Annotated in this window: 19 protein-coding genes and 1 tRNA gene; 8 read left to right on the forward strand and 12 right to left on the reverse strand. The window is 62.5% G+C overall.

Annotation, left to right across the window (positions count from 1 at the left end; translation table 11 throughout):
* Positions 1–73 precede the first annotated feature (73 nt).
* The 3 genes from GTH22_RS15600 to GTH22_RS15610 all read right to left on the reverse strand — a co-directional run bounded on the left by GTH22_RS15600 (position 74) and on the right by GTH22_RS15610 (position 3007).
* Positions 74–853, reverse strand: coding sequence for an ATP-binding cassette domain-containing protein (locus GTH22_RS15600; RefSeq protein ID WP_252946441.1), 780 nt, complete (start codon positions 851–853; stop codon positions 74–76).
* Between the two features lies 1 nt (position 854).
* The gene (locus tag GTH22_RS15605; RefSeq protein WP_252946442.1) at positions 855–1976 is read right to left on the reverse strand and encodes an ABC transporter permease; all 1122 of its coding nucleotides are present in this window, start codon (positions 1974–1976) and stop codon (positions 855–857) included.
* 80 nt (positions 1977–2056) lie between these two features.
* Entirely contained in the window at positions 2057–3007 is a 951-nt protein-coding gene (locus GTH22_RS15610; protein ID WP_252946443.1) for a sugar ABC transporter substrate-binding protein, read from the reverse strand.
* Between the two features lie 251 nt (positions 3008–3258).
* On the opposite strand from GTH22_RS15610, the gene GTH22_RS15615 reads away from it, so the two are divergent.
* Complete coding sequence (locus tag GTH22_RS15615) at positions 3259–4437, forward strand: phytanoyl-CoA dioxygenase family protein (RefSeq protein ID WP_252946444.1); 1179 nt, start codon at positions 3259–3261, stop codon at positions 4435–4437.
* A gap of 75 nt (positions 4438–4512) precedes the next feature.
* On the opposite strand, the gene GTH22_RS15620 is transcribed toward GTH22_RS15615, so the two are convergent.
* The 5 genes from GTH22_RS15620 to GTH22_RS15640 form a co-directional block, all read right to left on the reverse strand.
* The gene (locus GTH22_RS15620; protein ID WP_252946445.1) at positions 4513–5589 is read right to left on the reverse strand and encodes a Gfo/Idh/MocA family protein; all 1077 of its coding nucleotides are present in this window, start codon (positions 5587–5589) and stop codon (positions 4513–4515) included.
* Between the two features lie 330 nt (positions 5590–5919).
* Positions 5920–5995, reverse strand: a tRNA-Thr gene (locus GTH22_RS15625).
* 43 nt (positions 5996–6038) lie between these two features.
* A complete protein-coding gene (locus tag GTH22_RS15630; RefSeq protein ID WP_252946446.1) occupies positions 6039–7529 on the reverse strand; it encodes a heme biosynthesis protein HemY in 1491 nt (496 codons plus the stop codon).
* 13 nt (positions 7530–7542) lie between these two features.
* Complete coding sequence (locus GTH22_RS15635) at positions 7543–8970, reverse strand: hypothetical protein (protein ID WP_252946447.1); 1428 nt, start codon at positions 8968–8970, stop codon at positions 7543–7545.
* Between the two features lie 58 nt (positions 8971–9028).
* Positions 9029–9742, reverse strand: coding sequence for a uroporphyrinogen-III synthase (locus GTH22_RS15640; protein WP_252946448.1), 714 nt, complete (start codon positions 9740–9742; stop codon positions 9029–9031).
* A 48-nt stretch (positions 9743–9790) separates the two neighbouring features.
* Here GTH22_RS15640 and tsaD point away from each other — a divergent pair, with 48 nt between their 5' ends.
* Genes tsaD through GTH22_RS15660 form a run of 4 tightly spaced genes read left to right on the forward strand, consistent with a single transcriptional unit; the run spans position 9791 to position 12708 of the window.
* Positions 9791–10882: a tRNA (adenosine(37)-N6)-threonylcarbamoyltransferase complex transferase subunit TsaD gene (gene tsaD / locus GTH22_RS15645; RefSeq protein ID WP_252946449.1), complete on the forward strand. Its 1092-nt coding sequence runs from the start codon at positions 9791–9793 to the stop codon at positions 10880–10882.
* Positions 10879–11847, forward strand: a complete 969-nt coding sequence (locus tag GTH22_RS15650) for an NAD(P)H-dependent glycerol-3-phosphate dehydrogenase (RefSeq protein ID WP_252946450.1) — start codon at positions 10879–10881, stop codon at positions 11845–11847. The genes tsaD and GTH22_RS15650 overlap by 4 nt, the downstream gene beginning before the upstream one ends.
* A gap of 3 nt (positions 11848–11850) precedes the next feature.
* Positions 11851–12276, forward strand: a complete 426-nt coding sequence (locus GTH22_RS15655; protein ID WP_252946451.1) for an EVE domain-containing protein — start codon at positions 11851–11853, stop codon at positions 12274–12276.
* Between the two features lie 36 nt (positions 12277–12312).
* Positions 12313–12708, forward strand: coding sequence for a DUF1761 domain-containing protein (locus GTH22_RS15660; protein ID WP_252946452.1), 396 nt, complete (start codon positions 12313–12315; stop codon positions 12706–12708).
* A 26-nt stretch (positions 12709–12734) separates the two neighbouring features.
* Here the strand turns inward: GTH22_RS15660 and GTH22_RS15665 are convergent, their stop codons facing one another.
* Together GTH22_RS15665 and GTH22_RS15670 are read right to left on the reverse strand one after the other, a co-directional pair.
* Positions 12735–13571 (reverse strand): serine hydrolase, encoded by an 837-nt coding sequence (locus GTH22_RS15665; protein WP_252946453.1) that lies wholly within the window; start codon positions 13569–13571, stop codon positions 12735–12737.
* A 389-nt stretch (positions 13572–13960) separates the two neighbouring features.
* Complete coding sequence (locus GTH22_RS15670; protein WP_252946454.1) at positions 13961–14302, reverse strand: DUF2853 family protein; 342 nt, start codon at positions 14300–14302, stop codon at positions 13961–13963.
* Positions 14303–14618: 316 nt separating this feature from the next.
* Here GTH22_RS15670 and GTH22_RS15675 point away from each other — a divergent pair, with 316 nt between their 5' ends.
* Together GTH22_RS15675 and GTH22_RS15680 are read left to right on the forward strand one after the other, a co-directional pair.
* Positions 14619–15056, forward strand: coding sequence for a universal stress protein (locus GTH22_RS15675; RefSeq protein ID WP_252946455.1), 438 nt, complete (start codon positions 14619–14621; stop codon positions 15054–15056).
* 17 nt (positions 15057–15073) lie between these two features.
* Positions 15074–16615 carry a sodium:alanine symporter family protein gene (locus tag GTH22_RS15680; protein WP_252946456.1) on the forward strand — a complete coding sequence of 514 codons (1542 nt, stop codon included), beginning with the start codon at positions 15074–15076 and terminating at the stop codon, positions 16613–16615.
* Positions 16616–16664: 49 nt separating this feature from the next.
* Here the strand turns inward: GTH22_RS15680 and GTH22_RS15685 are convergent, their stop codons facing one another.
* Positions 16665–17630, reverse strand: a complete 966-nt coding sequence (locus GTH22_RS15685; RefSeq protein WP_252946457.1) for a ketopantoate reductase family protein — start codon at positions 17628–17630, stop codon at positions 16665–16667.
* 125 nt (positions 17631–17755) lie between these two features.
* Here GTH22_RS15685 and GTH22_RS15690 point away from each other — a divergent pair, with 125 nt between their 5' ends.
* Complete coding sequence (locus GTH22_RS15690; protein ID WP_252946458.1) at positions 17756–18205, forward strand: hypothetical protein; 450 nt, start codon at positions 17756–17758, stop codon at positions 18203–18205.
* A 60-nt stretch (positions 18206–18265) separates the two neighbouring features.
* On the opposite strand, the gene ahcY is transcribed toward GTH22_RS15690, so the two are convergent.
* Positions 18266–19654, reverse strand: a complete 1389-nt coding sequence (ahcY, locus tag GTH22_RS15695) for an adenosylhomocysteinase (protein ID WP_252946459.1) — start codon at positions 19652–19654, stop codon at positions 18266–18268.
* Positions 19655–19730: the final 76 nt, after the last annotated feature.

Consider the following 19730-nt stretch of genomic DNA (forward strand, 5'->3'; position numbering starts at 1 on the left):
CCTGCTCAAAACTGCGGGTCAGGCTATTAAACCACTCCGCGCGGTGCAACAATCATTGCAGGACCGCACCTCCTCAAACCGTCCCGCCCAGTGACGAGTCGAGGACCGCCAATTTTTGTCCGCCAGCCATCAGATCCTGCAATTCGCTTTCGGCGATCTCACCGGCCCGCGCCGTGCCCAGCGTGCGCCCGCGATTGAGCACGGTGAACCTGTCGCCCACCGCAAGGGCGTGGCGGATGTTGTGTGAGATGAACACCACGCCAACCCCCTGCTTCCGCACCTTGTCGATGGTGTGCAGCACGTTCGATGTCTGGCGGACCCCAAGCGCCGAGGTCGGCTCGTCGAGGATAAGGATTTTGGCGCCGAAATGAACGGCGCGGGCAATCGCCACGGTCTGGCGTTCACCGCCGGAAAGCGTCCCTACCGCCTGCTCGGCGCTGCGAAGGTTGATGCCCATGCGCCGCATCTCTTCGACGGTGACGTCATTGGCGCGCTTGTGATCGAAAAGCTTCACTCCCAGCCGGTTGTAGGTTGGTTCATTTCCCATGAAGAAGTTGCGGCTGACCGACATCATCGGGATCATCCCTAGGTCCTGATACACGGTGGCAATGCCGCGCTCGATGGCGTCATGGGTGCTGTGAAACTGCACCTCCTTGCCCTCGTAGTAGATCTTGCCTTCGCTGGGGCGATGCACCCCCGACATGGTCTTGATGAAGGTCGACTTGCCCGCGCCGTTGTCACCAAGCAGGCAGTGGCACTCACCGGGCTGGAGGTCGAAGGAAACACCATCAAGCGCGATGACGGAGCCGAAGTGCTTCTTGATGTTCTCGAGTTTGAGGATTGGCTCACTCATCTCAGTCTCCTGCGCCGATGATGCGACGACGAATGTAAGTGTTGGTGATCACCGCGATCAGCAGCAGGCTGCCGAGGAAGACCCGGAACAGCGAGCTTTCTGCTCCAGAGAAGAACAAGCCCTGCTGCACCACGCCAAACATGATGGCGCCCAGTCCTGCCCCGATAACCGAGCCGTAGCCGCCCGTCAGCAGAGCACCGCCAATGACCACGCAGATGATTGCCTCGAACTCCTTGAGCAGGCCGCGATCCGCCCCGGCGGAGCCGAACTCCGTAACCTGACACATGGCGAAAATGCAGGCGCAGAAGGCGGTGAACATGAACATCAGGACCTTCACGCGCTTCACCGGAATGCCGGCATACTCCGCCGCGTGGGCGTCGCCCCCAGAGGCGAAAATCCAGTTGCCGAAGCGTGTGCGGGTCAGAAGGAACTGACCGAAGATCACCAGGCCGATGGCCCAGAGGATCAGTGCGGGAACCCCACTCACAACCGGCTGCCCTTCGAAGGTGCCGCGAGTGAACGTCGCGATCCATCCCTGCTCGGCCATCCAGGTGAACACGAACTTGAAGGCCTCGCCGCCAAAGATGGGGGCCAGCCAGTCCGCCTCGGCTGCGGGTTTCATGCCGCTGAGGATGGTCTTGCTGGTCGTTGTGACCGACATGTAGATCGTCAGCCCGCGCAGGATGTAGAGAAAGGCGAGCGTTACAATGAAACTCGGCAGCTTTGTCTTGATCACCAGGAACCCGTTGAAGGCCCCGAGGGCGACCGACAGGACGAAGGCGGCGAGGATGCCCATCCACATCGGCAGGCCGTAGTGGACGTTGGAAATGGCAAGGACCATCCCCGCAAAACCGATCATGGAGCCGACGGAAAGGTCAAACTCGCCCGCGATCATCAGAAGGCAGGCCCCTACGGCAATGATCGCGAACTGCGCAGATACGACCGACCAGTTGCGGATGCCGTCCGGGTTGAACATGCCGTTGTCGGACGCGATCAATAGAAAGAAGATCAGAACGAGGATCACACCACAGAACGAGCCCATTTCCGGGCGCATCAGGAAGCGCTGCGACAAGGATAGATCCTTGACCCTCTCGTCGGGTGCATCTGCTGTATGGTCAGTCATTCTCTAAGCCTCAAACCTCGCTGTGCCGACAGCACCGCCCCAAGAGGCGGCGCTGCCGAGTGTCGTTTCGTTGTTAAGGATCAGCGGAAGGTTCCGATCAGGGACTCCACCTGTTCGATGTTGTCCTTCGTCAGGAACCCCGGGCCGGAGTTGATGTGGTGCGGCACGCGGACGCCATAGCGGATGTAGTTGGTCAGCAGGTTTGCCGCGAGATACCCTTGGAAGAACTGCTGCTGGTCGATGGACCATTTCAGCGAGCCATCCTTCAGTGCGCCGATCATGTCATCGCTCAGTTCAAAGGACGCCCAGTAGATCGCGCCGGCGAGACCCAGTTCTTCGAGTGCCTGCAGCGTCGGATCACCACCGTTCGGGCCGAGCGTCAGGATGGCTTCCACGTCGGGGTTGGCCTTGAGGTAGGCGAAGGCCCGGTTCTTGGCTTCGACCGGGTCGCCGCCAAGGTCGACCATGCGGTCACCAAGCTCAGGAAGACCGAGGCCCTCGGCAAAGCCGGCGCAGCGGTCGGTCAGCGGGATGTTCCCCATCTGGTGGTTGAAGCAGACGAAGTCGGACACGCCATCGGCCTTGGCACGCTCACCACCGAGTTTTCCGGCGTCAAACTCGGGCTGGCCGATGTGCATCAGTGCACCCATGCTCTCGGATTGCTCCTGGGTACCGGAGTTGACGGTGATCACGGGCATGCCGCTGTCGACTGCGCCGGTGATGGCGTCGCGCAGGGCGTCATAGTCGCCGATCGTCACGATCATGCCGTCGTAGTCGGCGGCGGCTGCCTGCTCGACGATCCGCGCCATCTGGGCGGAATCACCGTTGGGCGGGTTGCGCACATCGACTGTGATACCCAGCTCGCTCTCGGCCTGGTCGAGGGTGTTCTTGATGGTGTTCCACCAAAAATCCTCGTCACCGGAATGGTAGATGTAAACGAGCTTCTCGCCCTCGGCCTTCGCCACGGTTCCGGCCCCGAGGCCAAGTGTGGATACGGCGGCGATCGCCACCGCCTTGAACAATGTCTTCATGAATTATCCTCCCTTGCGCCGCCGCGCGCCATGACTGGCAGGCCGCTCGACGTTCTTGCTGTTTGCGCCCCGAGATCGCGATGGAGTCCCTCCCCCCGCATCGGAACCTCCAAATCTAAACACGATGCAATTTTTATTGCAAACATTATTCTTTGACAATATGCATTCGATGCAATGGCTCGTGAATCCCGAGGAGCTCGTGGCGCTTGTCCCCGGGCGGAGGAACGGGTTGGCAAACCAGGGAGGACACCATGAAAGACGCAAATCACGTGTCGGCGGACGAACGGCGCCGGCAGGTCTGGATCAGCCGCAACGATGGCTCACTCGACGAGTTGAAGCGGATCTGCGACCGCACGACCAACTTGGAAGACTGGCCCCATGCCGTCGAGGTTGAGCAGAACGTGCTGATCTACGACGCGGCCGACGCAGCAGCACTTCAGGGCGAGGCCCGTCTTTCGCTTATGGCAGAGTGGGCCACGGTTTTCCGCAGCGGCCCCGGGGTCATCGTTCTGCGCGGCGCAATCCCTGACGAGGCGGTCATCGACAAGGCCACCGCGACCTTCTCCGACATCATCGCAGAGGAAAAGGATGCCAGTTCGCGCGGCGACTATTTCATCACCGCAGGCTCCAACGACAGGGTCTGGAACTCGCTCCAGAAACACTGCTTGGCCGACCCGAAAAACTTCGCCGATTACTTCAAGTTTCCAGCAATCGACATCGCCTGCCGGGCTTGGCTGGGACCGGGATACCAGATGACGGCCCAGTGCTTTCGGGTCAATCCCGGCGGCAAGGCGCAGGACGCCCACCGCGACTATCACCTCGGCTTCATGACGCCCAAGCGGCAAGAGAGCTACCCCGGCCATGTGCAGGAACTTTCGCCGATGCTCACGCTGCAAGGTGCGGTGGCCCATATCGACATGCCGATCGAAACCGGTCCGACGCTCTATCTGCCCTACAGCCAGAATTTCTACGAAGGCTACCTCGCCTTCGAGCGCGAGGAATTCCAAGAGTATTTCAAGGAAGCCCGCTCGCAACTTCCGATGAAGAAGGGCGATGCCGTGTTCTTCAACCCCGCCGTCATGCACGGCGCCGGCGCCAATGTCACCGAAGACCGCTATCGCTTGGTCAACCTGCTGCAGGTCTCCTCGGCAATGGGCCGGACAATGGAGGCAATCGACCGCACTTCCATGATCAAGGCGCTCTACCCCGAGCTGGTCGGCAGCGGCCTGAGCGACGACGAGCTCGATCGTGTCGTTGCGGCCAGTGCCGAGGGCTACGCCTTTCCGACAAACCTCGATACCGACCCCGCGGTTGGCGGAATGTCACCCAAGACCCACGCAGACATGATGCGCGAAGCGCTCGCCAAGCGCACAAGCGCGGATGAGTTCGCCGCGCTGATCGACACGCTGGATGTGCGCCGCAAGGCTTGAGCACAGCTTGAGATCAAGTAAGCGCGGCCACGCATTTCCGTGGCCGGGCTTTTCTTTTGCCGGGGTGTTGCGGGCTCAGAGCAGCAGGCGCTTGTCGGTCAGCGGAAACTCATGAACCATCTTCCGCGTCGGATGTGTCGGACGCGGCGGGGTATTCACCTTCTGCGGCTGTCCAGTCTCGGCGGCCTTCTCGATGGCCAGAAGAGCACGCATGTCCGCGAGCCCCTCCCCCCCATCGGCCTCGGGCGGGGTGCCCCCAATGATGCAGTTGGAGAAGTAGGCCGTCTGCCCCGCAAAGTGATCGGTGTGCATGAAGGTCTCGAAGGCGATCTCTTCGCCATTGCGCCGCTGCATCGCCATCGGGGTCTCGAAGCGAAATCCCGGATCAAGCGTGAGGCTGCCCTTGGTCCCGACCACGGTGTAGCAGTCCCGGCTGTCACCCCCGAAACTGGCAATGAATTGCGCCAGTCGGCCTTCGGGGAATTTGAGCGTTACGGCAATGCTCTCTTCGACCTCGGCAAAACGCGCATCCCCATTTCCATGGCTGCGCACCGCGGTCACCTCCTCCGGTTCGGCGCCAAACACATGGCGCACCGCGTTCAGACAATAGACCCCGATATCCTGCAACGGCCCGCCCCAATGGCTCGCCTTCAGGCGGTGATTGCCCGGTGCCGCGAAGAAGGAGAAGATTGCGCTGAAGATACGCGGGTCGCCGATCTCGCCAGCCCGGATGCGCTCGAGCACGTCCACGGTGCCGGGCTCGTTGTGCAGCCGATAGGCCGTCATCAGGTAAAGGCCGTTTTCTTCCGCCGCCGCAATCATCGCCTCGGCATCCTCAATGTTCGTCGCCAAGGGCTTCTCGACAAGGATGTGCTTGCCCGCCCGCGCCGCCCGGATTGTGTAGTCGGCGTGCATGGAGTTGGGCAGCGCCACGTAAACCGCATCGCAGACATCGGCGGCGAGCATCTCGTCGTACTGCTCGTAGCTATAGACTGCCGGCACCTCGTGAAACTCTGCCAGCCTGCGGGCCTTTTCCGTCGAGCCGGAAACGATTGCGGTCATCTCGGAGTTCTCTGTCAGCCCCGCTCCCGGCATGAAGGCCTCTTGCGAGATCCAGCCGGCGCCGACAACGGCGTAACGAATTTTCTGCATTTTGCTCTCCGATATCCTCCAATGGCGAAGTCACCCGATCTCGGCCTGGGCCGGCACACTCTCCATCGACCTCCGCGACGCATGCGGCCCTTGAGGACCAGCGTGATCCAAACCGGCGACAGGCAATTCATTGCAACATTTATTGCAGTTTATTTTGCGTGTCAATTTATCAACCGATCGCCTCACGCCTCTGCTTGCTCCAGCGATCAAGGAACTGGGTTAACGGCCCCATGCCGTATCGTGAAGTGATGGGATCGTCGCACGGCCCAAGCACCGCAAATCACCGCCCACAAAGGACGGTGGCTAAAGCAGATACTTGCCTGAAGAATCTGGTGCCGCTGAAGGGACTCGAACCCCCGACCCCATCATTACGAATGACGTGCTCTACCAGCTGAGCTACAGCGGCGACCGGCGCGGTCTATACCGCGCTTGCCCTCATCGGGCCAGCCCTATTTTGCCTTCTCTTCCACCGGCCCGTCATCTTCGGTTTCCAGCGTTTCGGCATCTTCCACCTCACCCTCGTGCAACACCACAGGGGCGTCTTCCGGCTCCGGTTTCGGCGCGGGGCCGACCAGAAGGGGCAGCATCTCAACGCCACCCGGCATCGACACCTCGCTGCGCGGCGGTTCGCGCCAGGAGAGCGTGTCGAAGGCACCGCAGTTATCGCAGGTTGGTGCCCAGTGCCCGTGGATGTTCTGGCAGTTGTCACACACCCATGCCGGACCGCGCGGCGCGGTGACGGCGCGGGCTAGCCATGCGCGCACAACGTGATCGTCACCCCCTTCGCCACGCTCGACGGCTGCCATGATGGTAAGGGCTCGTGCATTGGCCCCCTCTGCACTGGCAATCTGGGCAACCGCCTTGCGGGCCGCCGGAAAATCTTCGGCAGCAAGGTTCAACTCGGCGGCCAGAAGCCGCGTTTCCTCGTGTTCGGGGTGCGAGCGCAGGAGCGGCTGGAAGCGTTTCAGGCGTGCCTCAGGCGTTTCATCAGGCTGAATGGCGGCGAAAGCAGCGGCAAGGTCGGGGTGCGGCTGGGCATCCCATGCCTTCTTCAGAACGCGGGTGGCATACCTCGGCTTGTCCTGGGCGATGTAGCCATGTGCCGCCATGACCGCGGCAGGCACCAGATCGGGAGACAGACGGTTGGCCTCAATCGCGGCTTCACGCGCCTCGATGGTGCCGCCCTCTTCGATCACATCCTTGGCTTCCGAGAGCGCCAGAACCGCGTCGCGCCTTCTGTGCACATCGCGCGGCAAGGAGCCATGCTTCAGCTTCGCACTCAGGGTCTTCCGGGCACCGGCCCAGTCAGATTGCCCAGCCTGCAGCTGCAACAGGGTATCCTGCGTTTCAGTGTGGCCCGGCTTCATGGCAAAGGCTTTCTCGGCCAGCTTCAGCGCTGTCTCGGTGTCTCCGTCAGCAAGCTTCTGCTTCAGGATCCCACGCACCCCGACAAAGCGGGTGCGGTCGTCGGTGAGCATCGCCTTATAGGCCTCTTCCGCCGTCTTCCTGTCGCCCACCTGCTCCGCCGCCTGCGCCGTGAGCAGCCGGGTCAGTTCCGGCTTTCCAAGGTAACGCTCCGCCCGGTTGGCCTTGGTCAGGGCCAATTGCCCCTCGCCGGACGCCAGCGCCATCATGCCTTCCGAGAGCGCTTCATACCCGCGCTTCTCGCGGTGGCGGTCGAAGTAGCGGCTCATCGCGGTTTCATCGCCATTGAGAAAGCGGACAACCGCCACCAGAAGGCCGGCGAGCTTCAGGATGAGCCAGACCGCGAGCAGCAGTAGCAGGGCGCAGATGATGGCTACGAGCGGTGAGGGCGCAAACTCGATGGAGCCGACACGCAGCAGCACCGAGGGACCGTTTTCCATTACGAAGCCGGCACCAAGCGCCAACGCCGCAACGATCACCACAAAGAACAGGATCTTGAGAACCGACCAGAGCATTCGTCTGCTTCTCCTAGTTACTTGTCAGCGTGGCAGACAGGGCATCGGCCCCGGACACGGCATCATTTCGAAGGCTGGCCTTGGCGACCCAGCCGGCCATAGCCTCTTGCCCACCCGGAGGGAGGGCTGCGATTTCGGAGAGGGACGTCGAGAGATCACCGGCGTTTAGAGCAGATTCCGCGCGAGATAGCACGGCGTCCGGGTCATCGCCCTCCTTGGGCTCCAGCGAGCGGGCGCCGACCTGCCGTGTCACCCAGGACCCGAACCCCCCGCCGTTTTCACCAGCCGTTTCCTGACGGGCGGTCTTGAGGGCTTCGCGGGCGGCGGGCGCAAAACTCGCCTTGAGAGAGTCGAGCGTCGGCACACCATCGGCCGCTGGCCCTGCAAGCCCTTCCGGAATCTCCGCAGAGGAGATGCGGCCCAACGCCTCGCTATAAGGTGCACCGGTTTCCAGCGCCTGCTGCACGTCAAGAAGGGCGCGTTGTTCGGCAGCGCGTGCGGCGGCGGCGGCGGCCTCTTCCTGCCGCGCGGCGGCTTGAGCCTCGGTTTCCTTTGCCGCCTCCAGGGCTGCGTTCATCTGCGCCATCTGGTCGGTGACTTCCTTGCGCAACGCCTCGACTTCCCGCCCATATGCCGCCAAGGCCGCTTGCGCAGCCGGATCCGCAGACCCTTCCACGGGCGCCTTCTCGAGCGCCTCAATGCGCGAAGACAGCGCCGCAAGCGCCTCTGCCTGGGCGGCGATCGTGGCATCGGTCGCGCCGGTGTCGGCCGCAGGGGTGGATTCCAGCGTTGCCAGACGTTCGGCCACTGCCGAAAGTTCTTCCGAAGAGGCCATGCCCGCGATCGACGCCTCGAGTCCCGCAACCGACTCGGCCTGCGCGTCGACCTTCGCGGAAAGCTCCGCGCTGGTATCCTCTCGGCCCCAGACATACCAGGCCGTTGCAAAACCGATCAGCCCGGCGACGATTCCGCCCAGAAGCATCGGCACGAAGTCGGATCGTTCAGGTGTGGGCACCGGCACGGGGACAGAAGCGGGCGTTTTCGGTTCCGATGGCTTTGCTTCAGCCTTGCGCTCTGCCTCGACTTTCGCATCGGGCTCCCCACCGGGCTCGCTCTTTGGCTCTTCCGATCCCTTGTCCGTCGGTCCCGGCTTGAGCGGCTCGGACTGTTTAAATGCTGCATCGGATTTAGTCACATCGCCAGACGGCGCATCCTTGGCCTCGACCGGTTCAGGTGCTGCATTGCTGTCGTTCGCCCCCTTGGGGTCAGCGTCACCGGGCTTGGTATCCTTCGGCTCAACGGCCTTTTTCGTCGTCGAAGCGGCGGGTTTGCTTGCCGTGCTCTTGCGACTATTCCGTTTGACGGCAGGCGCCTTGGCCTCGTCTTTGGCGGTCTCGCCCTTTGTTTCTTCCGACTTGTCGTCCGAACCCGCCACTTGCATTCCTCTCGTCACTTCGCCGCACTGCCGCATGCCACCCTAGCCTGACGGATGCAGCCGCTCAACCAACCTCCCGCCGCACTGCTTCAAGCATGGCTGCCGCGTCTGGGCGCTCTGCCACGGCCGAGGGCGCGGGCCATTTATCGGCCACCGCACTACTCAACGCCACAACCCGGAGATTCGCACCCATGTTTTTGACTTCTGCGGCCAATAGCCCTGCGGTACGAGGTGAGAAGAGGGGGGCAACCATGGCCTCGCCGGCCTCGAGACGGGTGCGGATTTGCGCCGCCAGAGGCAACGCCCGTTGGTCATAGATGATCATACTGCGGCAGTCGTAGCCCAGCGCCTGCAACTCCGCCGCAACGTCCCGGCGCTGGTGCACACCGCGAAGGTGCCAGAGCGGCGGCACCGTGTCTTCACGACCGAGGAGGGCCGGCAGATGCGCAGCCGCACCGTCGCCCGCCACCGCGGCAAACCCCGCCTCGCGCGCGGCTTCCGCTGTCCGGTTTCCCACGCACCAGGCCCGCCGCCCGGCGCCTTCTTGCCAGTTCGAGAACACTTCCACGGCGCGGGCGGACGTGAAGATCACCCCGTCTTCCGGCCCGGGCAACTCAACCGGCTCCAGCGGCACAATCTCGAGCAACGGGTTCTCGATGATCTCGACGGCCCCAAGGGCCCCGCGCAAGGCTTCCGCAAATTCCCCGTTGCCCCGCGCCGGGCGGGTTAGCAATACGGGCAGGCGGTTCACAAGCCGCACCCGGCGGGATAACAACATTCAGCCATCTGAGGTGGTGATGCCGTGCGACCCCTGAAAAGGCAAGATATGAGCACCCTGACCGTTCTCGGGATAGAATCGAGCTGCGACGACACAGCCGCCGCAGTCCTGCGGTGGGATGGCGCCGCGCATGTGCTCTCCTCCGAGGTCTCGGGTCAGACCGATCTGCACGCGGCCTTCGGCGGCGTGGTCCCCGAAATCGCCGCACGCGCCCATGCCGAAAGGCTCGACCTGATGGTAGAGCTCGCACTGCAGAATGCCGATGTTGCTTTGGACGGTCTCGATGCCATCGCCGTCACCTCCGGCCCCGGGCTGATCGGCGGCGTGGTGTCTGGCGTGATGTGCGCGAAGGGTCTTTCTGCCGCCACCGGCCTGCCGCTCCTCGGAATCAACCACCTCGCGGGCCATGCCCTGACCCCACGCCTCACCGACGCCCTCGCCTTTCCCTATCTGCTTTTGCTGGTGTCCGGCGGTCATTGCCAGTTTCTCATTGCCCACGGACCCGACAGCTTCGAACGGCTCGGCGGCACGATTGACGATGCCCCGGGGGAGGCCTTCGACAAGTCCGCCCGCCTGCTCGGCCTACCCCAACCGGGCGGTCCATCAATCGAGCAAGCGGCCCTGCAGGGAAATGAGGACCGGTTCGCGCTGCCCCGTCCGCTGCTGCGGGAGGCGCATTGCGATATGTCCTTCTCCGGGCTCAAGACCGCCCTGCTCCGCGCCCGCGACTCGGTGCTGCAGGACGGCAGCCGATTGATGCGAGAAGACGTCAATGATCTTGCCGCCGGCTTTCAGGCCGCCATCCGCGACGTGCTGGCCGCAAAGACATCGCGCGCCCTACAGGCCTACCTCGCCCTGTCGCCCAGCGAACCCGCCTTTGCGGTGGCCGGAGGGGTTGCCGCCAACGATGTCCTCCGCGCGGCTCTGGCCAGCGAGGCCGAGAAGGCCGGCGTCCGGTTTACCGCCCCGCCGCTAGCCCTTTGCACCGACAATGCCGCCATGATCGCCTGGGCCGGGATCGAACTGCTTCGGTCCGGAGCACCGGCGGATGACCTGACCCTTTCGGCCCGTCCGCGCTGGCCGCTTGACAGAGCCGCTACTCCAATGCTCGGCTCCGGCAAGAAAGGCGCAAAGGCATGAGCGATATTTCCGTGATCGGGGCCGGTGCCTTTGGCACAGCACTTGCAAGCCAGTTGGCGGGCGAGAACGGGCCGACCGTGACTCTCTGGGCGCGTGACCCGGAACAGGCCGCCGTCATGAACGAAACCCGGGAGAATGCAAAAAGCCTCCCCGGTGTGGCCCTGCCTCCCGAATTGGCCGTGGTGAATGACAACGGTGCCTTCGCCGCGCCGATCCTCATCATGGCAACACCCATGCAAACCCTTTCCGGGCTGCTCGAAACCTACCGCGAACATATCGGGGAGTCTTGCGTGGTGGCCGCTTGCAAGGGTGTGGACCTGGAGCGTGCCAAGGGGCCAACCGGCATCATCGAGGGGGCCGCCAGGAAGGCAATCCCTGCCATCCTCACCGGCCCGTCCTTTGCTGTCGATATTGCCCGCGGGTTGCCCACGGCGCTGACGTTGGCCTGCGCCGACAAGCGCACAGGCGAAATGCTGCAATCGGCGCTCTCCACCAGCACCCTACGGCTCTACCTGTCGACTGATCCGATCGGGGCAGAACTGGGCGGCGCGCTCAAGAATGTCATCGCTATCGCATGTGGCGCCTGCATCGGAGCGGGGTTTGGCGAGAGCGCCCGCGCCGCGCTGATGACGCGCGGATTTGCCGAGATCTCGCGGCTCGCCTCCGCCCTCGGTGGCAAGAAGGAAACCCTCGCGGGGCTGTCCGGCTTCGGCGACCTCGCGCTGACCTGCACCTCCGAGAAAAGCCGCAACTTTCGGCACGGGCTGGCGCTTGGTCGTGGCGAGACGCCCCCTGCCGGCGTGACGACCGAGGGCATCGCAACCGCCGAGGCAACCCTTCGGCTTGCCAGCAGGCGAAAACTGGAAATGCCGATCACTGAGGCGGTGGCCGCATTGACCACGGGCACCCTTTCTGCGGGTGAAGCCATGGCGGTGCTCCTCTCCCGCCCGCTGACGAGGGAGTGACACATGGCCTATTGGCTCTTCAAATCCGAACCGTCCACGTGGAGCTGGGACGACCAGGTTTCCAAGGGCGACGCCGGTGAAGAATGGGATGGCGTGCGCAACTATCAGGCACGCAACCACATGCGCGAGATGAAGCTGGGTGACCTCGGCTTCTTCTATCATTCCCAGAAGGACAAGGAGATCGTCGGCGTCGTCGAGGTCTGCGCCGAAGCGCACCCCGACAGCACCACCGATGACGAGCGCTGGGAGTGCGTCGACATCAAGGCAGTCGGTCCCATGCCCAAACCGGTGACCCTTGCCGACTGCAAGGCAGAGCCCTCGCTCGCCGAGATGGTGCTCGTCAACAACACCCGCCTGTCGGTCCAGCCCGTATCCGAGGCCGAGTGGCAGGTGATCTGTGCCCTTGGCGGGTATTCCCAGAAAGCCTGATCTACCCCATACTTCCGACACATCGGAGGGATCGTCATGGGATTTATCGCTGTTCTGGTCGCCGCAATCGCAGGATTCGCCGTGGGCGCGGCGTGGTACATTTCCCTCTCCAAGCCATGGCTGGCGGCGGCGGAGATCCCCTGCGACGAGAGCGGCAAGCCGGTGGCGGAATTTTCACCGATGCCCTTCGTGATCTCCGGCATCGCCATGCTGCTCGTGGCCGGGATGTTGCGGCACATACTGGTGATGGCGGGCATCGAGGGCGTGGGAAAGTCGGCGCTGGTCGGCCTCGGAATAGGGCTTTTCATGATCACCCCCTGGGTCGCGATGAACTATGCCTATGCAAACCGCAAACGCGAACTGACCCTGTTGGACGGCGGCTATTCGGTGCTCGGGCCTACCGTGATCGGTCTCGTCCTCGGACTGTTCTGAACCGGCGCGCTAGGGTGCGCATCGGCCTAGGCCCGCGCAATTCGGACCGCCTCCCATTCCGGGATCGCCTCGTTCGACCCTTCCGCAAACACCGCAACACTCACAGGGCGCGACACATCGCTGAAACGGGTAATGCTGCAGCAGGAGAACGGTCCGACACCCGCATGCCCCGTCGCCCGGCCCAGCGCCCCCGCCCGTCCCGCCATCAACCCGAGACCGTAGGCCGTTTCGGTCCAGGGCCGGCCTTCGATGCCTCCCCCCAACGGATGCACGCCCTCGTCGAGAAGGTCGTCAACCAAGGCGGCCACGAGCGTCGCCGCATCCATCGGCGACCCCATGAAGCAGCCATGATAGACCCAGTCGGGGTGATACCCATCTGCCCCGGGCACATGGGCAAAATCTTCGGGGGTCTTGGCCAGTCGCATCGTCGACAGGCCCAGCCGCGCTCCAAAGAGCTCCGTCGCCAAGGCGCCAATGTCACAGCTCGCGACGGCCTCAATCTCCTCGCGCACCAGCATGTAACCCACGTTGGAATAGGCCCAGCCTTCTCCCGGCGCGAAATTCGGGACCTCGCCGACCTCCGACATCAGCCGCGCCCGGCTCCACGGCACATCGCGTCGCGCCACGGCGTCATGGTAGGTCTTCAAGCCGCCATAGCAGGGCACTCCGGCGCGGTGTTGCAGCAGCTGGCGTAGGGTCCATGGCCCTCGCGCCGCGGCATCCAGATCGAGCCGTCCTTCTCTTGCGAGGTGCAGGGCGCAGGCGGCTATTATGGTTTTGGAAAAGCTCCACCACGGCAGGCTCGTGGTGGCGTCACCGCTGGAGCCAAGTTCACCGTCGTCATATATCCAGGCAGAGTGCAAATGGCGGCCCTGAAACAACATGGAGGGCCTCGACCCCTCGAGACCCTCCATCTTCCCACGAGCTCCCAATCGCACCGCTCGTATCTGGTATGTCCCGGGTCATCCTGACCGTTCGCTTGCCAATCTTCTACCTCAGTTCGGGCAAGAAGGCAAACGTTGCGTTCCGAAAACTGTCTTATTTACAGTAGGTTAGTGAGTGTGTCACGTTAACCAACACCGCGCGTTACGCGCCGCTCGAGGATGCGCCGTCGCATCGGGCCCAAGGAGGTCAAGTATCTGTAACACAAGACGGAACCACCATTCGGCGGTTGCCCCATTGAATGGCAGAGCCTTGGCGGCACCGCCACAATTGTCTTCAGCGTTTACGATATCGGCGGGTTCTGGCCGCCTTACTTGTAAACGGAGTCTTTCTTGAACTGCTTCACGAGCAGATAATAAAAGACCGCGCGATACTTGTTGCGGTCCGACTTGCCGTAGGTCTCGATCGCCTTCTCGATACCGGCCATCAGGTCGGGCCCGGCTTTCAGGCCGAGTTTCTTGATCAGAAAGTTCTTCTCGATCGTTTCCAACTCGCTCTTCTGGCTCGCGGCAACCGTGGAAGCATCATCGTTATAGATGGACGGGCCGCAGCCGATGGTGACTTTCGTCAGCAAGTCCATGTCGGGCGTCATCCCGCATTTGTTTTTCAGATCGTCGGCATATTTCGCGATCAACTCGTCTCTCTTGCCCATAATGCTTCACTCCCTCGCATGGTGGCACTCCGGCGAGTTCTCCCGCCGTTGCGTTGAAACATACGCAACAGCCCCATGGCGGCAAAGGAAAAATGCCCCGAACGCTGGGTCAAGCCGTTGTCAGGCGACATATTGCGTGACGCTTCCAAATGCCCGCCATTCAGGCGAGACACTGCCGAAATCCCGCCAATTGCCCCAGAAATTCCGTGACAAAACTGTGACGTATCGCACAGGCTCATAGTGTGGCCCATCGAAACCTGCGTTTTTCGGGGAATTGAGATGGGATCGACAGATGTAAAATCACGGGGGATATTCAATGAGTTCAGAGACATTCATTGTGGCGTACGAGGGCAAAGAAGGCGATACGCCCACGCTCGACTACGCCATGGAACGCGCCTCGAAGGACGGCGCCAGTCTGCTTATCGTGCATATTCTGGAGTGGTCGCCCTACAGCTTCCTCACGCCCGAAGAAATCGAAGAGCGTCACGGTCGTCGCAAGCAGGAGATGTCGCGCGCGAAGGAAATCGTGCTCGATCCGGCCGTTGCCAGGGCGCAGGCCGCCGGCCTCGAAGCCAGGTGCGAACTTCGGTACGGCAGCGTCGTCGACAAGATCGTCGAGATCGCGAGCGAGACAGGGGCCTCTATGATCTTTGTCGGACGCGCCGGCTCGCAATCCATCGCTGCACGGGTCTTCGGCTCGGTGCCCATAGGGCTCGCACAGGTTGCGCCCGTTCCCACCGTAATCGTGCCCTGAGCGACGGAGACAGACAGATGACATTCAAAAAAGCACTCGCCGCTCTTCTCGCCACAATCTTCGCGCCCTTCCCGGCGCTGGCACAGGGCATTGACGAAACCATCAACACAATCTTCGCGGACTATACCGGCTGGTATGTCTCCTTCATCTTCGCACCCCTTCCGGGCACCAACTTTTCGTGGATCGCGCTCTGGCTTGTCGTCGGCGCATTGGTGTTCACGTTCTATTTCGGCTTCATCCAGCTCAAAGGGTTTGCCCATTCGATCCGGCTGGTGAAGGGCGACTATTCAGACCCGAACGACGCTGGTGAAGTCAGCCATTTCCAGGCTCTCGCCACGGCCCTTTCGGGAACCGTGGGCCTCGGCAACATCGCCGGCGTTGCGGTCGCCGTGGGGATCGGCGGACCGGGCGCAACCTTCTGGATGGTCGTCGCGGGCCTCTTCGGCATGGCGACCAAGTTCACCGAGTGCACGCTGGGTGTGAAGTACCGCAACGAGTACCCCGACGGGCGCGTCTCCGGCGGCCCGATGTACTACATCACCAAGGGTTTCTCCGAGCGCGGCCTGCCGGGCGGCAAGTTTCTTGCCGTCCTGTTCTGCATCTTCACCATCCTCGGCGCGCTTGGCGGCGGCAACATGTTCCAGGCCAACCAGGCTCACGCCCAACTTGCCGGCGTGATCGGGGACTACCCCGGTTGGATCACCGGTTTCGTCCTCGCGATTGTCACCTTTGCGGTCATCGTCGGCGGCATCAAGTCGATCGCCAAGGTCACCGAAAAGGTCGTGCCCTTCATGGGCATCTTCTACGTGGGCGTGTCGGTCATCATTCTGCTGATGAACTTCGACATGATCGGCTGGGCCTTCGGGCAGATCTTCATGGGCGCCTTCACCGGTCTCGGTGTGCTGGGCGGCTTTACCGGCGCCCTGATCCAGGGTTTCCGCCGGGCAGCCTTCTCCAACGAGGCCGGCATCGGCTCTGCCGCCATCGCCCACTCGGCGGTGCGCACGAAGGAGCCGGTGACGGAGGGCTACGTTGCCCTGCTCGAACCCTTCATCGACACCGTGGTCATCTGCACCATGACCGCCCTCGTGATCGTCATCACCGGCGTTCTGAACGTCGATCCCGAGACCGGCCTCTATATCTGGAACGCCGAAGCCGGGCGGATCGCGACCGAAGGTGATGTGTCCGGCGTGGCACTCACCTCTGCAGCCTACGCCAAGGCCTTCACGTGGTTCCCGGTGCTTCTGGCCGTGGCCGTGGTGCTCTTTGCCTTCTCCACCATGATTTCGTGGAGCTACTACGGGCTGAAGGCCTGGACCTACCTCTTCGGGGAAGGCGGCACGACCGAGGTGCTCTTCAAGGTGATCTTCTGCATCTTCATCGTGATCGGTGCCGCCGCCAACCTCGGCCCGGTGATCGACTTCTCCGATGCCATGCTCTTCTCCATGGCGATCGTGAACATCATCGCGCTCTACCTGCTGATGCCGATCGTCAAGCGTGAGGTGAACAGCTATGTCTCCCGGCTCAAGTCCGGCGAGATCAAACGGTTCAAGCATTGAGAAAGCCGGCGCTCCGCGAACACTCGCGGGGCGCCATCCACCGCACGCCTTAGCCGAAGAGCTTTTCCTGTAGCTGATCCTCGGTAAGGCTTTCCGGCTGGCCACCTCGCGCCATCAACTCGACAGACAGCAACTGAATCCGCTCATTGAGGGGCGCTTCCACGCCGCAGGTCCGCGCAAGGGCAACAATCTCCCCGTTGAGATAATCGGTTTCGACGCTACCTGTGCCCCGGGCCAGGCTCTGAACTGTCGAGTTTCCGCCACGACCCTGCGCAGCCTTCTCACGATCTTTCATATGAATGCGCCGTCGTTCGGTATCGCCTACGTCGGCCCAGCCTATGCCTGCCGCCGCCAACACCGCCTTCCCCTCCTCGCGGAGCGGGTCATCGAACGGCTTGCAATCGGCACCATGGGGCAGAAGGGCACCGGTAATGTTCCCGAGGTTCAGAAGCAATTTTCCATACTTCGGAGCCATGGCGTCATCGCGCACCAACGTCGGAATATTGGCCCGCTCCAGCGCCGCTGCCATGGCCAGATCTGCTTCATCATGGCCCGACGGGAAGCGCCCCAGGTCGAAGATCCCGAAGCTCGGCTGACAGTGGATCGCAACCTCCCCCGGCTCCAGATAGCTGGCAGGCATCATGACCGTGACGGCATGCACATTCGGGAAGAACCGCAGCGCCAAAGGCTCGTTGGCTACTCCGTTCTGACAACAGAAAACGGGTTGCCGGTTCAGCCCCGCCGACCGCAGATCGGCCAGAGCTCCTGCGGTGTCCTGCCCCTTCACACAGAGCAGAACGGCATCGTCCTCGCGAAACTTGATCTCATTCGGATGACCGACACAGGGAAACCGCGCCACCTCATGCCCGCGCTCACTGTCGAGCAGCAGGCCCTTGGCGCGGATCGCGTCCAGCATTCCCCCGCGGGCGATGCCGATCACCTCCTGCCCGCTCAACGACAGAGCCGCCGCCACGACTCCTCCGATTGCACCAACTCCGTGCACGATGATCCGCATCACATTCCTCCTGTTGCCCGGGCAAACTTCCACCAGACGGTAGATCGCGCAACCGCAAAGCCGCGGCCCGCTGGTTGCGCCACGCGCCCCTCCCGGCTTTAGTGCAAATCGGAGGGCGGCTTTCGATGTCATGCGATCTGATCTGGAACGAGTATCAACTGCTCTTCGGCGCCTATGCGGATTTTGACGGGCATGCCCTCACGCTCAAAGGCTGGTCTGTCACCGTTGGCCTGGCGGCGATGCTCTCGGCCTACAGCCAGCCAATCCTGAAGAACGGCCGCATCGCCTTGCTCCTTGCCGCCTTCTCCACCGTGCCATTCTACATTGTCGACGGCCTCTGGAAGACCTACCAGCGAGCCTACCTCCCCCGCCTGCGCGAACTCGAGAGACTGTCAGCCGAATGCGGTGAGGGCTTCGCGATCATCGGCGACTGGGCCGGAACTATCGGCGAAAAAGTTCTGCCGGTGTTTCTCTTCCCCAACGTTCTGCTCCCGCACGCCTTCATACTGGCCGCAGGCTGCCTGCTGGCGTGGAAGTTTCCGCCCGGCCCCGGAAAACTGGAAGTACGCGCCTAAGAGAACGGCCCCGGGTTCTCCCCCGAGGCCGCCATCCGTAGGGTAAAACCCACCTCAATCTCAGTACCGATAGTGCTCCGGCTTGAACGGCCCTTCCGGCGTGACGCCGATATAGGCCGCCTGCTCCGTCGAGAGCTTCGAAAGCTTCACCCCGATCCGGTCGAGGTGCAGCATCGCCACCTTCTCGTCGAGATGCTTGGGCAGGATGTAGACGCCGGGCTGGTATTCCTCGCCCTTGGTCCACAGCTCGATCTGCGCCAGCACCTGGTTGGTGAAACTCGCACTCATCACGAAGGAGGGGTGGCCGGTGGCATTGCCAAGGTTCAGCAGCCGCCCTTCGGACAACAGGATGATCCGGCTGCCGCCGGGCATCTCGATCATGTCCACCTGGTCCTTGATGTTGGTCCATTTGTGGTTGCGCAGATTGGCCACCTGAATCTCGTTGTCGAAGTGGCCGATGTTGCCGACGATCGCCATGTCCTTCATCTCGCGCATGTGCTCGATGCGGATCACGTCCTTGTTGCCGGTGGTGGTAATGAAGATGTCGGCACTCGCGGCCACCTCTTCCAGCGTGACCACCTCGAAACCGTCCATCGCCGCCTGAAGCGCGCAGATCGGATCGACCTCTGTCACCTTCACGCGCGCACCCGCACCCTGAAGGCTCGCGGCACAACCCTTGCCCACGTCGCCGTAGCCGCAGACAACGGCGACCTTGCCGGCCATCATCACGTCCGTGGCGCGGCGAATGCCGTCAACCAGCGATTCCTTGCAGCCATACTTGTTGTCGAATTTCGACTTGGTGACGCTGTCGTTCACGTTGATCGCAGGGAAGGGAAGCTGGCCCTTCTTGTGCAGGTCATACAGACGGTGCACGCCGGTCGTCGTCTCTTCCGACACGCCCTTGATCGCTTCGCGAGTCTTGGTGAACCACCCGGGGCTCTCGGCCATGCGCTTCTTGATCTGCGCCTTGATGACCTCTTCTTCCTCGGACTGCGGCACAGGGATGATGTCTTCACCCGCCTCGGCGCGAGCACCCAGCAGCACGTAAAGCGTGGCGTCGCCGCCATCATCGAGGATCATGTTCGCGCCCTCGGGGAACATGAACGACTTGTCGAGATAGTCCCAATGCTCTTCCAGGCTTTGGCCCTTGATCGCAAAAACCGGCACGCCCGATTTCGCAATCGCCGCCGCAGCATGATCCTGAGTGGAGAAAATGTTGCAGCTTGCCCAGCGCACATCAGCACCCAGCGCGACCAGCGTTTCGATCAGCACTGCAGTCTGAATGGTCATGTGGAGGGACCCGACGATGCGCGCGCCCTTCAGCGGCTTGCTGTCGCCATACTCGGCCCGACAGGCCATGAGACCCGGCATTTCAGTCTCGGCAATATCCAGCTCCTTGCGGCCGAACTCGGCAAGAGAGATGTCTTTAACAACGTAATCGGCAGCCATTGGGCGCTCCAACTGCAAGTTTCACTTGCAGCGGCACATAGCACCCGGCCCGCACCCCATCAACCAGACCTGGCGA

This window comes from Oceanicola sp. 502str15 (assembly GCF_024105635.1).
GTDB lineage: Bacteria > Pseudomonadota > Alphaproteobacteria > Rhodobacterales > Rhodobacteraceae > Vannielia.

Coding starts and splice junctions, on each gene's coding strand:
- GTH22_RS15600 (WP_252946441.1), bottom strand. CDS start 853: ATGAGTGAGCCAATCCTCAAACTCGAGAACATCAAGAAGCACTTCGGC.
- GTH22_RS15605 (WP_252946442.1), bottom strand. CDS start 1,976: ATGACTGACCATACAGCAGATGCACCCGACGAGAGGGTCAAGGATCTA.
- GTH22_RS15610 (WP_252946443.1), bottom strand. CDS start 3,007: ATGAAGACATTGTTCAAGGCGGTGGCGATCGCCGCCGTATCCACACTT.
- GTH22_RS15615 (WP_252946444.1), top strand. CDS start 3,259: ATGAAAGACGCAAATCACGTGTCGGCGGACGAACGGCGCCGGCAGGTC.
- GTH22_RS15620 (WP_252946445.1), bottom strand. CDS start 5,589: ATGCAGAAAATTCGTTACGCCGTTGTCGGCGCCGGCTGGATCTCGCAA.
- GTH22_RS15630 (WP_252946446.1), bottom strand. CDS start 7,529: ATGCTCTGGTCGGTTCTCAAGATCCTGTTCTTTGTGGTGATCGTTGCG.
- GTH22_RS15635 (WP_252946447.1), bottom strand. CDS start 8,970: ATGCAAGTGGCGGGTTCGGACGACAAGTCGGAAGAAACAAAGGGCGAG.
- GTH22_RS15640 (WP_252946448.1), bottom strand. CDS start 9,742: ATGTTGTTATCCCGCCGGGTGCGGCTTGTGAACCGCCTGCCCGTATTG.
- tsaD (WP_252946449.1), top strand. CDS start 9,791: ATGAGCACCCTGACCGTTCTCGGGATAGAATCGAGCTGCGACGACACA.
- GTH22_RS15650 (WP_252946450.1), top strand. CDS start 10,879: ATGAGCGATATTTCCGTGATCGGGGCCGGTGCCTTTGGCACAGCACTT.
- GTH22_RS15655 (WP_252946451.1), top strand. CDS start 11,851: ATGGCCTATTGGCTCTTCAAATCCGAACCGTCCACGTGGAGCTGGGAC.
- GTH22_RS15660 (WP_252946452.1), top strand. CDS start 12,313: ATGGGATTTATCGCTGTTCTGGTCGCCGCAATCGCAGGATTCGCCGTG.
- GTH22_RS15670 (WP_252946454.1), bottom strand. CDS start 14,302: ATGGGCAAGAGAGACGAGTTGATCGCGAAATATGCCGACGATCTGAAA.
- GTH22_RS15675 (WP_252946455.1), top strand. CDS start 14,619: ATGAGTTCAGAGACATTCATTGTGGCGTACGAGGGCAAAGAAGGCGAT.
- GTH22_RS15680 (WP_252946456.1), top strand. CDS start 15,074: ATGACATTCAAAAAAGCACTCGCCGCTCTTCTCGCCACAATCTTCGCG.
- GTH22_RS15685 (WP_252946457.1), bottom strand. CDS start 17,630: ATGCGGATCATCGTGCACGGAGTTGGTGCAATCGGAGGAGTCGTGGCG.
- GTH22_RS15690 (WP_252946458.1), top strand. CDS start 17,756: ATGTCATGCGATCTGATCTGGAACGAGTATCAACTGCTCTTCGGCGCC.
- ahcY (WP_252946459.1), bottom strand. CDS start 19,654: ATGGCTGCCGATTACGTTGTTAAAGACATCTCTCTTGCCGAGTTCGGC.